This is a genomic window from Arthrobacter sp. THG-b23 (assembly GCF_059091265.1).
The window spans coordinates 82,300-95,509 of the sequence record NZ_JBNHGM010000009.1 but is presented as its reverse complement, the minus strand read 5'-3'; the positions used below and the strand labels follow the sequence as shown (position 1 = coordinate 95,509).

The following is a 13,210-nucleotide window of genomic DNA, read 5'->3' as shown; positions in this document are numbered from 1 at the left end:
CAGCGCAGACATTGAGCAACCCGGTGCAGTACCGGAGGAAGAGGAATCTCACGTTATGGCATTTGGGCGTTCCAAGAAGAAAAACCAGGACGACGGCGGAGTGCCGGAAGCCGACGCGGCCGCACCCGGCGAGGAAGCCACCCGGCCGGCGCCGGACAGCGGGCCCCGCCGCAACGGTCCCTACGACGACTCCGAGCAGGACACCGGGGACGGCTACCTGGACCTGGGTGCGCTGAAGGTCCGCCCCCGGGAGGGCCTGCAGCTGCGGCTGGAGGTCGAGGAAAAGTCCAAGCGGGTTGTTGCGGTGACCTTGGACCTGGCCGGTTCCAACTTGCAGCTCCAGGCATTTGCCGCGCCGAAATCCGAGGGGCTGTGGAAGGAAATCCGCACCCAAATCGCGAGTTCCGTGGGCTCGCAGGGCGGCACAGTCCAAGAGATCGACGGACCGATGGGGACCGAGGTGGTGGCCAAGCTGCCGGCACGGACCGCTGATGGGAAGACGGGCTTCCGGGTGGCCCGTTTCCTAGGCGTCGACGGGCCGCGCTGGTTCCTGCGCGGCGTCATCGGCGGCCCCGCCGCGCTGGACCGGGCCAAGGCCGCCGACCTCGAGGAACTCTTCCGCTCCACCGTGGTGGTCCGGGGCACGCAGCCGCTGCCGCCCAAGGACCTGCTGCAGCTCAAGATGCCCAAGGGCGTCCCGGGCCAGCCGCCGGCCGGCGCGCCGCACAACCCCGGGCTGACCGCGCCCGAGCGGGGTCCGGAGATCACCGAGATTGGCTGACCGCTCCCGCGTCCATCGCGGCGCCGCGGACAGCGCCATCGCGCGGCTGCCGGAGCGCGGCCAGGTGGCCGGCACGGGATTGGTCGAGGCGATCACCATCGCGCCGCCGGGACAGCCGCCGCGGTTTGCCGCCGTCGTCACCGACGCGGGCCAGCAGGAGCCCGGCAAATCCCGCGACGGCGGGCACCCGCGGGTCCGGCTGGTCTGGCTGGGGCAGCGCCGCGTCCCCGGCATCGCGGCTGGTATCCGGCTGGCCTTCGAGGGCATGCTGTTCAGAGTGGAAGGAACCGCCACCATCTACAACCCGCGCTACGAGATCCTCAGTCCGTTGGAGAATTGACCCATGACAGACCAGCAGCCGGACTCCGGTCCGCAGCACATCGTGCCGCCGGCCGGCGCCGGGCAGCCGCCGGGCGCCCGTCCGGAACCCGCGGGAGAACCAGGCAACAGGCGCCCGGACAAAGCCGAAGCACTCGCCGGCGCCTATGCCGCAAGCGCCGCGGTCCACCGTACCGACGACGGACAGATCGACGTGCTGAAGACCGTTGGCGGCGTCCGCGGGCTGGCCGAGAGCATCCTGCCGGGCGTGATCTTCCTGGTGGTCTTCACCATCGGCCGGGAGCTCGGCCCCGCGCTGATCGGGGCGCTTGCGGCCGCCGCCGCCTTCACCGTGCTGCGACTGGTGCAGCGAGGCACCGTGACGCAGGCTTTCTCCGGCCTGGTGGGGGTTGCCATCTGCGCCTTCGTCGCCAACTCCACGGGCCGGGCCGAGGACTTCTACGTCTGGGGCTTCATCACGAATGCCGCCTACATTCTGGTCATGCTGGTGTCGGTGGCCGTCAGGTGGCCGGCGCTCGGCCTGATCTTCGGGTTGATCCGCAGCGAGGGCACGGCATGGCGGAAGGAGCCGAAGCGGCTGAAGGCGTACACCCTTGCCACCTGGATCGTGATGGCGGTGCTCTTGCTGCGGCTTGCGGTGCAGCTTCCCCTCTACCTGATGGGCGAGGAGGGGCTGGTGGCGCTGGGCACCACCCGCCTGCTCATGGGCGTCCCGCTGTACGCGCTGGGGCTGTGGCTGGCCTGGCTGGTCTCCCGCCCGGCCTCCGTTGAGGCGAGCCGGGCCGGGTGAACTAGTCTGCCGCCGCCGTTGCGGGCCGGCCCGTCAGAACCGCCCGCAGGTCGTCCTCGGCGGCGATGGTGGTGATGAAGAAGAGCTCGTCGCTGCCCTCGACCACGTCGTCAGGGCTCGGCGTGATCGGTGCGTCGTCGCGCAGGATCGCCACCACCGTCGCATCCTGCGGCCAGGCGATGGAGCCCAGCCGCTGACCGATCAACGCCGAGTCGGCGGGAACGGTGAACTCGACCATGGATGCGACGCCGCTCTGCAAAGTCAGCAGGCGCACCAGGTCGCCGATCTCCACCGCTTCCTCTACCAGGGCCGTCATCAGGCGCGGGGTGTTCACGGCAACATCCACGCCCCAGGAATCGTCGAACATCCAGTCGTTTTTGGGGTTGTTCACGCGACCCACCGTGCGGCCGACGCCGAACTCGCTCTTGGCCAGCAGCGAGACCACCAGATTCACCTTGTCGTCGCCGGTAGCCGAGACCACCACGTCGGCTTCTTCCAGCCGGGCTTCACGCAGGGTGGTGATCTCGCAGGCGTCGCCGACCAGCCAGCGGGCGCCCTTCAGCCCGCTGCGGCCGATCACCTCGGGCTTCGGATCGATCAGCAGGATGTCGTGGTTGTTCGAGAGCAGCTCGCGCGCGATCGACGATCCAACGCTGCCGGCTCCGGCAATGACCACCCTCATTCGGACTCCTCCACCGGGGGTTTGGACAGGATCCTGTCGATCTCGAACGTCGAATCCACTGCCATCATGGCGTGGACTATGTCGCCCTTCTGGTAGCGGGTGCCGCGGGCGGGCAGGATTCCCTCGCCGAAACGGGTCAGATAGGCCACCCGGGCGCCGGAGGCGGCTTCGATCTCGGCCAGTTCCCGGCCCACCCAGCCGTCGTCCAGCTGCACCTCACCCAGGATCAGGCGTCCGGAGGCCTCACGGAAATCGCCCTTGATGCCCTGTTCGGGCAGGATCCGCCGGAGCACCTGATCGGCGCTCCAGCGCACCGCGGCCACCGTGGGTATGCCGAGCCGCTGGTAGATCTCGGCGCGGCCGGGATCGTAAATGCGTGCCACCACGTGCGGCACGTGGAAGGTCTCGCGGGCCACCCGGGTGGCGAGGATATTGGAATTATCGCCGCTGGAAACGGCCGCGAAGGCGTAGGCGTTCTCGATGTCCGCGTGCCGCAGCGTGTCCCGGTCGAACCCGACGCCGGTGACCTTGCGGCCGGTGAATCCCGAGCGCAGCCGGCGGAACGCCCGGTCGTCCTGGTCGATGATGGCCACGCTGTGCCCGGAGTCTTCCAGGGTGTGGGCCAGCGTCACGCCCACGCGCCCGCAGCCCATGATCACAAAGTGCGCCATCCACGTCCTTCCGGCACCCGCTGCAACAGCGGGAATCAAATGTACTGCAACCATAACGCTGAACCGGTCCATCGATGTCATGACAGGGGCAGGGGTCGAAACAGCGCCGGCGGCTGCCGGGCAGCCGCCGGGCCGCCTACCCGGCCCGGGGCCGCCTACCCGGCCCGGGGCCGCCTACCCGGCCGCGGGCTCCTGCAGGGCGGCGAGCACGTGCATGTGCTCACGGTTCGAGGGGTAGAGGAGCCGGTAGGTGGCGTAGAGCTTTTCGTAGAGCGGGGCGGTCGCCGGATCGGGCTTCACCGTCGCCGCCGTGCGGGCCCAGTCGGTCCCGGCGGGCACGGCCCCGGTTCCGATGGCGGCGAGCAGCGCGTCCCCGTAGCTGGCACCGATGGCCTGTTCCGGGACCAGCTGTTCGCGCCCGCTGATGTTGCTGACGATTTCCGTCCAGAGCCTGGCCTTGGTGCCGCCGCCGACGGCGACGACGCGCCGGATCGGTTCGCCGGCGTTCTCGAGGGACTCGAGGATCTGCCGGATGCCAAAGCCGATGCCCTCATACGCGGCGCGGAACAGATGGCCGCGTCCGTGCCGCAGCGACAGGCCGGTGATCAGGCCGCGGGCGTCGGGGTCGAAGACGGGCGTCCGTTCGCCGGCGAAGTAGGGCAGCAGCAGCAGCCCGTCGGATCCCGGCGGCACCGCGGCGGCCTCCCTCACGAGCTGCTCGAAGGGGACGTCGCCGAACAGCCGCTGCAGCCACGTGGTCAGGCTTCCGGACGTGGACATCCCCGCGGCCAACGTCAGGGACCCCGGGTCCACGCCGGCCGTGGTCCAAAGCTTGGGTTCGGCGCGGAACTCCCCGAGGACCTGGACGAAGAACATCGTGGAGCCGTACATCAGCATGAGGTCGCCCGGCTGCCGGACGCCGGCGCTGAACGCCTCGGCCCATGCGTCGACGGTGCCCGCGCAGACCGGCACGCCCTCGGGCAGGCCCGTGGCCTCGGCCCCCCGGCGGTGGACCCGGCCGCCGACTTCGGCCGGCCATGCCAGCCGGGGCTTCGGCAGGTGGCCGGCGACGGCCTCGTACCGCTCCGGATGCCACCGGTTTCCGCGAACGTCGTAGAGCGGATCGCACTGGCTGGCGGTGTGGTGGTCCAACACCAGCTCACCGGTCAGCCTGGCCAGGATGAAGGAGTTCAGGCTGTGCCAGTTCCGGGCACGGGCGAAGACCTCCGGTTCCCGGTTGCGCAGCCAGCGGAGCTTCGGTCCCACGGCCTGGGACGACAGGACCTTGCCCGCATCGCGAAGGATCGCCTCGGCGCCGAACTCCTCCGTAAGCTCGCGGATTTCGGCGACGGCGCGCGCATCGATTCCGTACAGGATCGCCGGGCGCAACGGGGCCAGGTTTTCGTCCGTGACCACCAGGCTGGGACCCATCGCGCTGACGCAGACGCCGGCGACGGCCCCGGCGTCGTTGCGGGAGAAGAGCTCCCGGCACAGCCGGACCACCTCCGCCCACGCCCCGCCCTCGGCGTCGAACTCCGCCCAGCCCGGCCGCGGGTAGGCGACGTCGTGCGCGGCCGTCGCGCTGTCCAGTACCTTCCCCCCGGCGTCCGCCAGCACCGCCTTGCTGCTGCCCGTACCGACGTCGATGCCCAGGAACATGTCGCTCCGGCGGCCGGCCACTAGGCGCGGCCGTGCGACGTGCGGGACTTGCGGGATACGGCGTCGAGGATCACGGCCAGCAGCAGCACCAGGCCGGTGATCATGTAACGGAAGGAGGACTCAAGGTTCAGCAGGGTGAGGCCGCTGGAGATGGACTGGATGACCAAGATGCCCAGCAGGGCGGAGAACGCCGAGCCCCGGCCGCCGAACAGGCTGGTCCCGCCGATCACCGCGGCGGCGATGGCATTCAGGTTCACGTCCCCGGTGCCGCTGCTCTGCGCCGAGGCGGCCAGCCGGCCGGCGGCCAGCATGCCGCCGACGGCCGCGAACGTCGAGCACAGGACGAAGATGGACACGTAGATGCGGTTGACGGCGATGCCGGCCCGCCGCGCCGCTTCCCGGTTGCCGCCGACGGCGTAGACGGAGCGGCCCCACTGGGTCCGGGTAAAGGCGTAGTGCATCGCCAGCACGAGGGCGGCGAAGAAGACGAACATCCAGCCGACGCCGCGGGCCTGGTTCAGGTACCACACCGCGAACAGCAGGATCACGGCCAGCAGGATTGTCTGCATCACGACCAGCTTCATCGGCCGCCCGGACAGGCCTGCCTTGACCCGCTGGCGGGAGAGCGTGAGCTGGCTGAGGAAGAAGCCTGCCACGCCGACGACCGCCAGCACGTACGACAGCCAGCCCGGCACGAAGGCCTGCTGGCCGAACCAGACGAGGAAGGAATCGAACGGCAGGTTGATGGTGCCCTCGACGCCGAGCACGAACAGCTGCAGGCCGAGGAAACCGAGCAGGCCGGCCAGCGTGATCACGAAGGACGGCACCCCGAACTTGGTGTAGACCAGCGAATAGACCAGTCCGATCGCGGCACCGACCGCCATGGCGGTCAAGACCGCCAGCCCGATCGGCCAGTCCTGCTTGATGAAGGTGACGCCGACGATCGCGGCCGACAGGCCGCTGACGGAGCCGACGGACAAATCGATTTCGCCGACCAGCAGGACGCAGACGATGCCCAGTGCGATGACTCCGACGGCGGCGCTTTCCAGCAGCAGGTTGACCAGGTTGGCGCTGGAGAGGAAGAACGGGTTGAGCACCTGGAAGATGGACCAGATGACCAGCAGCCCAACGACGATGGGCAGCACGCCCAGATCGCCGCCGCGAACCCGGTTGATCCCGACCTTGACGGCGCCCTTGAAGCCCTCGGTCCGGATCAGCCGTTCATCCTGCAGGTCCGTGGCCACGGGGATGACCGGGGCGGCTGGATTCGTTGTCATGGTACGGTCCCTTCTTCCGGTGCTGCTGCCCCGGACCCCTGTTTGTCCGCGCTTCCTGCGGCTTGGCCGGGCGGCAGCGAGCCTCCGCCCGGTCCGCCCAGCCCGGCCCCCTCGGCCCCAGTGTCGCTTCCCGCCCCGCCGGCCGCGGCTGCTGCTGCCCCGGTCTGGGCGGCGCGCTGGGTCACGACGTTGTCGGTGGCGCCGGTGATCGCGGCGATCAGGTCGTCGGTCGACACGTCCTTCATCCGGAACGTGCCGTTGTTCTTCCCCAGCCGCAGCACCGCGACGCGGTCGGAGACGGCTTTGACGTCCTGCATGCTGTGGCTGATCATGATCACCGCGAGGCCGTTTTCACGCAGCCGCTCCACCAGGTTCAGCACCTCGGCCGTCTGCGCCACGCCGAGGGCTGCCGTGGGCTCGTCAAGGATGATGAGCTTGGGGCTGCCGAGCAGCGACCGGGCGATGGCGACGGTCTGGCGCTGGCCGCCGGAGAGGGAGGCTACGGCGATGCGGACCGAAGGGATCTTCGCCGAGAGCTGGCGCAGCAGCTTCCAGGACTGGACCTCCATCTCCACCTCGTTTAACCGCCACGCGCCCAGCTCCCGGCCGAGGAAGAGGTTGTCGACCACGCTGAGGTTGTCGCAGAGGGCGAGGTCCTGGAACACCGTGGCGATGCCCAGCTGAATGGAATCCACCGGGGTGTGGATGGTCACGTCCCTGCCGTCGAAGTTCACGGTTCCGGCGTCCTGCGGATGCACGCCCGCGAGGATCTTGACCAGAGTCGACTTCCCGGCGCCGTTGTCACCGACCAGGGCGACGACTTCGCCGGCGTGGACGTCCAGGTCAATGTCGGTCAAGGCGGCAACGGCACCGAAGTGCTTGCTCACGCCCCGCATGGACAGGACCGGAGCGGTTGCCTCCGGCCGTTCCGCTGACACAGTGGACACTGCTTCCCCTTCCCTTACGACGGCGGTGCCGCGGTGGGCGCGGCACTGCCGGCCGCGGCTGCGCTACTTGATGCCGAGTTCGTCGCAGCCCGCCTTGTACTCACCGGTGCAGATTTCTTCAGGCTTGTAGATGCCGCCGTCGAAAATCACTTCCTTGACGTTCTCCTTGGTGACAACCGTCGGCACGAACAACGCTGACGGGGTATTGAAGAGCGTCGCGTCGGGTTCGGGGGTCTCGTCATTCAGCAGCTGGACCGCCACTTCGGCCGACTTTTCAGCGACGATCTTGATGGGCTTGGAGATCGTGTTGTACTGGTCGCCCTTGATGATCCGCTGGATCGCGGCGACCTCCGCGTCGTTGCCGGTGACCGGCGGGAACGGCGAGACGCCGGCGGCCTTCAGGGCGGCGATGGAGCCGCCGGCCGTGCCGTCGTTGGCGGCCACGATACCGGTGATGTCCTCACCGAACTGGGTGATCTGGCCGGCCACCCAGTCCTGCGCCTTCGACGGCTGCCACTCCGGGGTGTCATACGAGGCCAGGATTTCATGCTCGCTGGCCTCGACGGCCTCCTGCGCGCCTTCCTTGATCAGCTGCGCGGCCCGGTCGGTGGGGGAGCCATTGACCATCAGCACCCCTCCGGTCTCCTTGCCGTCGGCGTCCAGCTTCTTCACCAGGTCCTCGGCGATGAGGCTGCCGATCTTCTTGTTGTCGAAGGAGACGTAGAAGTCCGCCGGCGTGTCCGGGACCGGCCGGTCATAAGTGACCACCTTGATGCCCTGGCCCTTCGCGGTGTTAACCAGCGAGGCGGCAGCTGTGCTGTCCACCGGGTCCAGGACCAGGACCTCGACGCCCTGGGTGATCATGGCGTTGGCCTGCTGCTGCTGCTTGTTCGCGTCGCCGTCGGCGTTCTGGTACAGCACCTCGCAGCCGCCGCACAGCTCTTCGACCTTGGCCTTGAACAGCGGGCTGTCCTGCTGCTCGTAGCGGGTCGAGGCCCGGTCCGGCATCAGGAACGCGATCTTGCCCTCGGCCTGGCCGCCGCCACCGCCTGCGGTCCCGCCGCCGCCGCCGGCTTCACCGCCGCCGCCGCCACCGCCACCGCAGGCAGTCATGCCGGCTGCGAGAAACAGGGCCGTGGTGAGGCCCAGGATTCCCCGTGTGTTCTTCTTCATCGGAACTCCTCTTAATGGTGGCGTGCCGCGTTGCCGTTCGTGCGTTCCGGCACCCGCGGTCAGAGCCGCTGGGGGTAGATCATCGCCTTGAGCGATTCGGGTTCGGTGGAGGTGTTTTCCAGTGCGGCCGCGGTCTGCGGCAGCGCAAAGCTGTGCGTGACCAGTCCCTCCAGCTTGATCCGGCCGGAGGACACCAGGTCGATGCCCAGCGGCCAGGTGTTGTTGTACCGGTTCACCATCGAGATCGTGATCTCCTTCCAGTTGAGCGTGGACAGGGGCAGCGGCACCTCCTCGGTCTTGGCCAGGCCGATGACGGCCGCCCGCCCGGCCTCGCGCAACCGGCCGAGCGCGGAGGCGAGGACGCCGTTGGCGCCCGAGCATTCCAGCAGCACGTCATAGCCCCGCGCCGTGGCCGCACCGCTTTTCTCCACCGCGAACCCGTGGTCGCGGGCGACGCCGAGCCGGTAGTCGGAGACGTCCGTGAGCGTGACGCTTCCGGCGCCGAGGGCCCGCGCCGCTTCGGCGGCAAGCAGGCCCACCGGCCCGGCGCCGGTGATCAGCACGTCGTCGCCGGCCTGGAGGTTCGCCCGCCGGCAGCCCCACAAACCCACGGACAGCGGCTCGAGCAGCGCGCCGTCCTCGTAGCTCATCGAATCCGGGATCGGGAAGTAGCAGCGCGCGTCCATGGCCAGGTACTGCAGCAGTGCGCCGTCGTAGGGCGGGGTGGCCAGGAACTCCAGGTTCGGGCAGAGGTGGTAGCGCCCCGCCCGGCACTCTTCGCAACTGCGGTCGGGCGTGCCCGGCTCCACGGCCACCCGGTCACCGACGCGGACGTTGCCGACCCCTTCGCCGACGGCGACCACCTCGCCGGAAACCTCGTGGCCCAGGATGAACGGGCCGTCAACGACGAACGGGCCGATCTTCCCGTAGCGGTAATAGGCGACGTCGGAGCCGCAGACCCCCACGGCTTCCACCCGGATAACGGCCTGGCCCCGACCAGGCTCGGGTATCGGGCGCTCCTGAATCTCGATGCTGTTAAGGCCGGTCATCACGGCGGCGGCATTGCCCATCTAAGACTCCTTAGCGAGCAGTCACTGGGTCAATCGGCCCAGCATTGTGAATGTGATGCAGCGCACATTCACACACGCATATGCTAACCCGCGCGGTGGTTCCGCGGCTATGAAATCGTCGATCGGGGTTCCTGTTTGCCCCGAAGTTTCCGGCCGGCGGTCTAGACTCTAAGCCGTGAAGATCCGGACCCATTCGCTGCCTGTGTCGCCGAGCGAAACGTGCTGACATTTCTCGATGCCCTCAAGCGCGTCTTGGTGGGCAAGCCGTTCCGCAGCGAGCGGCTGAAGCAGGACGCCCTGCCGCGGCGGCTGGCAGTTCCGGTCTTCTCCGCCAACGCGCTCTCCTCGGTGGCCTACGCCCCGGACGAGATCCTGCTCACGCTGGCCCTGGCGGGGGTTGCGGCGATCGCCCTGTCGCCCTGGGTCGGACTGGCGGTCATGATGGTGCTGCTGGTCCTGGTGGCTTCCTACCGGCAGAGCATCCATGCGTATCCGTCCGGCGGCGACTACGAGATCGCCACCAAGAACCTGGGCAAGCCGGCCGGCATTACGGTCGGTTCGGCGCTGATGCTGGACTACGTGCTCACGGTTGCGGTGTCCATGTCCTCCGCGGCGCACTATCTGGTGTCCGCCGTCCCGGCGCTGAAGGGCTGGCAGCCCGGAGCGGCCGTCGCCGGCATCGCGATCCTCGCCCTGCTCCATCTGCGGGGGCTGGGACGTGGCCGCCTCACCGTGGCGATCGCCACCTATATCTTTGTGGGCACCGTGCTGCTGATGTGCCTGGCCGGGTTCGTCCTCGACCTCAGCGGCAGTCTTGGCGAGGCTCCCAGCGCGGCGTTCGACGTCGTGCCGGAACCCGGTTTTGAGGCCGGCCTGACCGGCTTGGCCGGCGCGCTGCTGGTACTGCGGGCCTTCTCCACGGGCGCAGCGGCACTCACCGGCCTGGAGACACCGGCCAGCAACGTTCCGGCCTTCGAGAAACCGCGCGCCAAGAACGCCGGCTTTGCGCTGCTGATGCTGGGCATCTCCGCAACCGTGATCACCATGGCCGTGATGTACCTGGCCCGGGCCACCGACGTGCGGGTGGTGCAGGTCCCCGCCGACCAACTGCGGCTGGACGGCGGGCAGCTGCCGGCCGGCTACTTCCAGTCCCCGGTGCTCAGCCAGTTGGCGGAGACGGTCTTCGGCGACGGCGCCCTGCTCTTCTACCTGACGGTCGCGGCCACCGCGGCGATCCTGGTGCTGGCCAGCCACTCGGCGTTCAACGCCTTCCCGCAGCTGGCATCGATCCTCGCCACCGACGGCTTTCTGCCGCGCCAGCTGCGCACCCGGGGAGACCGGCTCAGCTACAGCAACGGGGTGCTGGCCCTGGCCGCCGCGGCCGTGGTGCTGGTGCTGGTTTTCAACGCGGACGTCACCCGGCTGATCCCGCTGTACGTGATCGGCGTGATCGTTTCCTTCACCTGCAGCCAGCTGGGCATGATCCGGCACTGGTCGCGTGAAATCCGGGCCACCCCGCACCGCCCGGTGCGCCGCCGGATGGTGCGCTCGCGGTTCATCAACATGGTCGGCTTCATCCTGACCGTCACCGTGCTGGTGGTGGTACTGGTGAGCAAGTTCGTTTTCGGGGCGTGGCTGGCCGTGCTCGGCATCGTCCTGCTCGGGCTGGTCATGCTCAGCATTAACCGCCATTACGTCCAGGTCGCCCGTGAGCTCGCGATCGATCCGGACCAGCCGACCACCGCGCTGCCGTCACGGGTGCACGCGGTCATCCTGGTCTCGCACGTGCGCAAGCCGACGCTCCGGGCGCTTGCCTTCGCCCGGGCCTCGCGCCCGTCCCGGCTCGACGCGGTGGTGGTGGACCTCGACCGCGACCAGACCGAGCAGACCCTGCGCGACTGGGAGAAGCTCAACATCCCGGTTCCGATCACGGTGCTCGCCTCCCCGTACCGCGAAACCACCACGCCGATCATCGACTACATCAAGAGCATCCGACGGGACTCGCCCCGCGAACTGGTGGTGGTCTACATCCCCGAATACGTCGTGGGACGCTGGTGGGAACAGCTGGTCCACAACCAGACCGCGCTGCGCATCAAGACCCGCCTGCACTTCGAGCCCGGCGTCATGGTGGCCAGCGTGCCGTGGCAGCTGGCTTCCTCCGATTCCGTCCGCCGCTACCAGGAGCTTTCATGACCGACCCCGCACCGCAACTGATCGAACTGACCATCGGCGCTCCGGCGCACGGAGGCCACTTCGTCGCGCGGCACGACGGCCGGGTGGTGTTCGTCCGGCACGCGCTGCCCGGGGAGCGGGTGCTGGCACGCGTCACCGAAGGCGGACCGGACGCGGGCTTCTGGCGGGCGGACACCGTTGAGGTGCTGGAGGCATCCCCCGACCGGGTGCAGCATCCTTGGGCGCCGGCGGACGCGTTGGCCGCTGCCGAAGCCGGCCGGCCGGCCGTGGGCGGCGCCGAATTCGGCCACATCGGGCTGGACGCCCAGCGCCGGCTGAAAGGCCGGATCTTCGCCGAACAGTTGCAACGGCTGGCCAAACTGGAACGGCAGGTCACCGTGGAAGCCCCGGCGGGGGAGTACGACGACGGACTCGGCTGGCGCACCCGCGCCGCCTTCGGCGTCGGGTCCGACGGGCGCCTGGCCATGCACGCCCACCGGTCCGACGAACTGATACCGATCCAGGAGATGCCGCTGGCCGCGGACGGCGTCAACGACCTGCGGCTGTGGGAGCTCGATCTGTCGGGGCTGGAGCGGGTGGAGGTGGCCGCGCCCGCCGACGGGAGCACTCCGCTGGTGCTGCTGGTGCCGGGCGCCGGGACAACGGCCAAACGGCTGGCCAAGATCGCCGAACGGATCGAACCCGGCGTTTCGGTTGCCGCCTGGGAGCCCAAGCCAGGGCGGCTCACCCGGTTGCGGGGGCGCACGTGGGTCGCCGAGACCAGCGGGCGGCACCAGTACCGGGTGACGGGAGACGGCTTCTGGCAGATCCACCGGCTGGCACCGGCCACGTTGACGGCCGCGGTCCTGGACGGCGTTGCGCCCGGGGCGGGGGAGCGGGTGGCCGACCTGTATGCGGGCGCGGGACTTTTCACGGCGCCGTTGGCGGACGCCGTCGGGGTCACGGGCAACGTGCTCTCCATCGAGGGCTCGCCGGCCGCCAGCAAGGACGCCCGCAAGAACCTGCACGGCTTCGGGCAGGTCGAGATCGTCCAGGGCAAGGTGGAGCGGGTGCTGCGCTCGCAGCCAGACACGATGGACGCCGTCGTCCTTGATCCGCCCCGCGCCGGCGCCGGAAAGACCGTGGTGCAGGCGGTCGCCGCCCGGAACCCCCGGGTGGTCGGCTACGTGTCCTGTGATCCGGCCTCCTTCGCCCGGGACCTAAGCTACTTCCTGCAGCTGGGCTGGAACCTCGACTCGCTGCGCGTCTTCGACCTGTACCCGCATACCCACCACATGGAATCCTTCGCCGTGCTGACTCCGGGCCGCCGCTGAGCGGGGGGCGCGTGCCCGCCCGGCCTTCCCTCGCGCCGCACCCCACCGTCCCTCACCATCCGCGGCCGCTGCACCGCGATTGTGGCTGTGAGGCAGGCCACAGGCGGCGCTCCGGTTCCTGCCAACCGCCTACCCGATAGGATGGAGGCAGCGGTCCCGGACGAAGCATAGAGTCTCTGGTTTGTAAATTCTGCGGGCTTCGGCGTGCAAAGAGGCCAGAGGCCGAGCCCACAGCTGTCCCTTCACACTTAGGGATGCCTAACTAGCGGGTGGTTGCCGCCCGGACAAAGATAAAGTGTGGCGAGAGGAGTCCTG

General features: G+C 69.2%; 12 protein-coding genes. 5 read left to right on the top strand and 7 right to left on the bottom strand.

Annotated elements, in window-relative coordinates; all coding sequences use genetic code 11:
* Nucleotides 1–55 precede the first annotated feature (55 nt).
* The 3 genes from AC5RVD_RS14810 to AC5RVD_RS14800 are packed head-to-tail and all read left to right on the top strand — an operon-like array spanning nucleotide 56 to nucleotide 1,910.
* Nucleotides 56–781, top strand: coding sequence for a DUF3710 domain-containing protein (locus tag AC5RVD_RS14810; RefSeq protein WP_494127338.1), 726 nt, complete (start codon nucleotides 56–58; stop codon nucleotides 779–781).
* On the top strand, nucleotides 774–1,121 hold the full coding sequence (locus tag AC5RVD_RS14805; RefSeq protein ID WP_494113705.1) for a hypothetical protein: 348 nt from the start codon (nucleotides 774–776) through the stop codon (nucleotides 1,119–1,121). The genes AC5RVD_RS14810 and AC5RVD_RS14805 overlap by 8 nt, the downstream gene beginning before the upstream one ends.
* A gap of 3 nt (nucleotides 1,122–1,124) precedes the next feature.
* A complete protein-coding gene (locus tag AC5RVD_RS14800) occupies nucleotides 1,125–1,910 on the top strand; it encodes a DUF3159 domain-containing protein (protein ID WP_494113704.1) in 786 nt (261 codons plus the stop codon).
* Between the two features lies 1 nt (nucleotide 1,911).
* On the opposite strand, the gene AC5RVD_RS14795 is transcribed toward AC5RVD_RS14800, so the two are convergent.
* From AC5RVD_RS14795 to AC5RVD_RS14765, 7 genes are all read right to left on the bottom strand, one after another.
* On the bottom strand, nucleotides 1,912–2,592 hold the full coding sequence (locus AC5RVD_RS14795; protein WP_493987417.1) for a potassium channel family protein: 681 nt from the start codon (nucleotides 2,590–2,592) through the stop codon (nucleotides 1,912–1,914).
* Nucleotides 2,589–3,263: a potassium channel family protein gene (locus AC5RVD_RS14790; RefSeq protein ID WP_493977903.1), complete on the bottom strand. Its 675-nt coding sequence runs from the start codon at nucleotides 3,261–3,263 to the stop codon at nucleotides 2,589–2,591. Before AC5RVD_RS14790 ends, AC5RVD_RS14795 begins: the two co-directional genes overlap by 4 nt.
* Before the next feature lie 174 nt (nucleotides 3,264–3,437).
* Complete coding sequence (locus AC5RVD_RS14785) at nucleotides 3,438–4,922, bottom strand: FGGY-family carbohydrate kinase (protein WP_494127337.1); 1,485 nt, start codon at nucleotides 4,920–4,922, stop codon at nucleotides 3,438–3,440.
* A 20-nt stretch (nucleotides 4,923–4,942) separates the two neighbouring features.
* Nucleotides 4,943–6,199 carry a sugar ABC transporter permease gene (locus tag AC5RVD_RS14780; protein WP_493987414.1) on the bottom strand — a complete coding sequence of 419 codons (1,257 nt, stop codon included), beginning with the start codon at nucleotides 6,197–6,199 and terminating at the stop codon, nucleotides 4,943–4,945.
* The gene (locus AC5RVD_RS14775; protein WP_494112601.1) at nucleotides 6,196–7,095 is read right to left on the bottom strand and encodes an ATP-binding cassette domain-containing protein; all 900 of its coding nucleotides are present in this window, start codon (nucleotides 7,093–7,095) and stop codon (nucleotides 6,196–6,198) included. Before AC5RVD_RS14775 ends, AC5RVD_RS14780 begins: the two co-directional genes overlap by 4 nt.
* A 114-nt stretch (nucleotides 7,096–7,209) precedes the next feature.
* Nucleotides 7,210–8,319: an ABC transporter substrate-binding protein gene (locus tag AC5RVD_RS14770; RefSeq protein WP_494127336.1), complete on the bottom strand. Its 1,110-nt coding sequence runs from the start codon at nucleotides 8,317–8,319 to the stop codon at nucleotides 7,210–7,212.
* A gap of 59 nt (nucleotides 8,320–8,378) precedes the next feature.
* On the bottom strand, nucleotides 8,379–9,389 hold the full coding sequence (locus AC5RVD_RS14765; RefSeq protein WP_494127335.1) for an NAD(P)-dependent alcohol dehydrogenase: 1,011 nt from the start codon (nucleotides 9,387–9,389) through the stop codon (nucleotides 8,379–8,381).
* A 219-nt stretch (nucleotides 9,390–9,608) separates the two neighbouring features.
* Here AC5RVD_RS14765 and AC5RVD_RS14760 point away from each other — a divergent pair, with 219 nt between their 5' ends.
* Complete coding sequence (locus tag AC5RVD_RS14760; RefSeq protein WP_494112595.1) at nucleotides 9,609–11,582, top strand: APC family permease; 1,974 nt, start codon at nucleotides 9,609–9,611, stop codon at nucleotides 11,580–11,582.
* The gene (locus tag AC5RVD_RS14755) at nucleotides 11,579–12,895 is read left to right on the top strand and encodes a class I SAM-dependent RNA methyltransferase (protein WP_494112594.1); all 1,317 of its coding nucleotides are present in this window, start codon (nucleotides 11,579–11,581) and stop codon (nucleotides 12,893–12,895) included. Before AC5RVD_RS14760 ends, AC5RVD_RS14755 begins: the two co-directional genes overlap by 4 nt.
* Nucleotides 12,896–13,210: the final 315 nt, after the last annotated feature.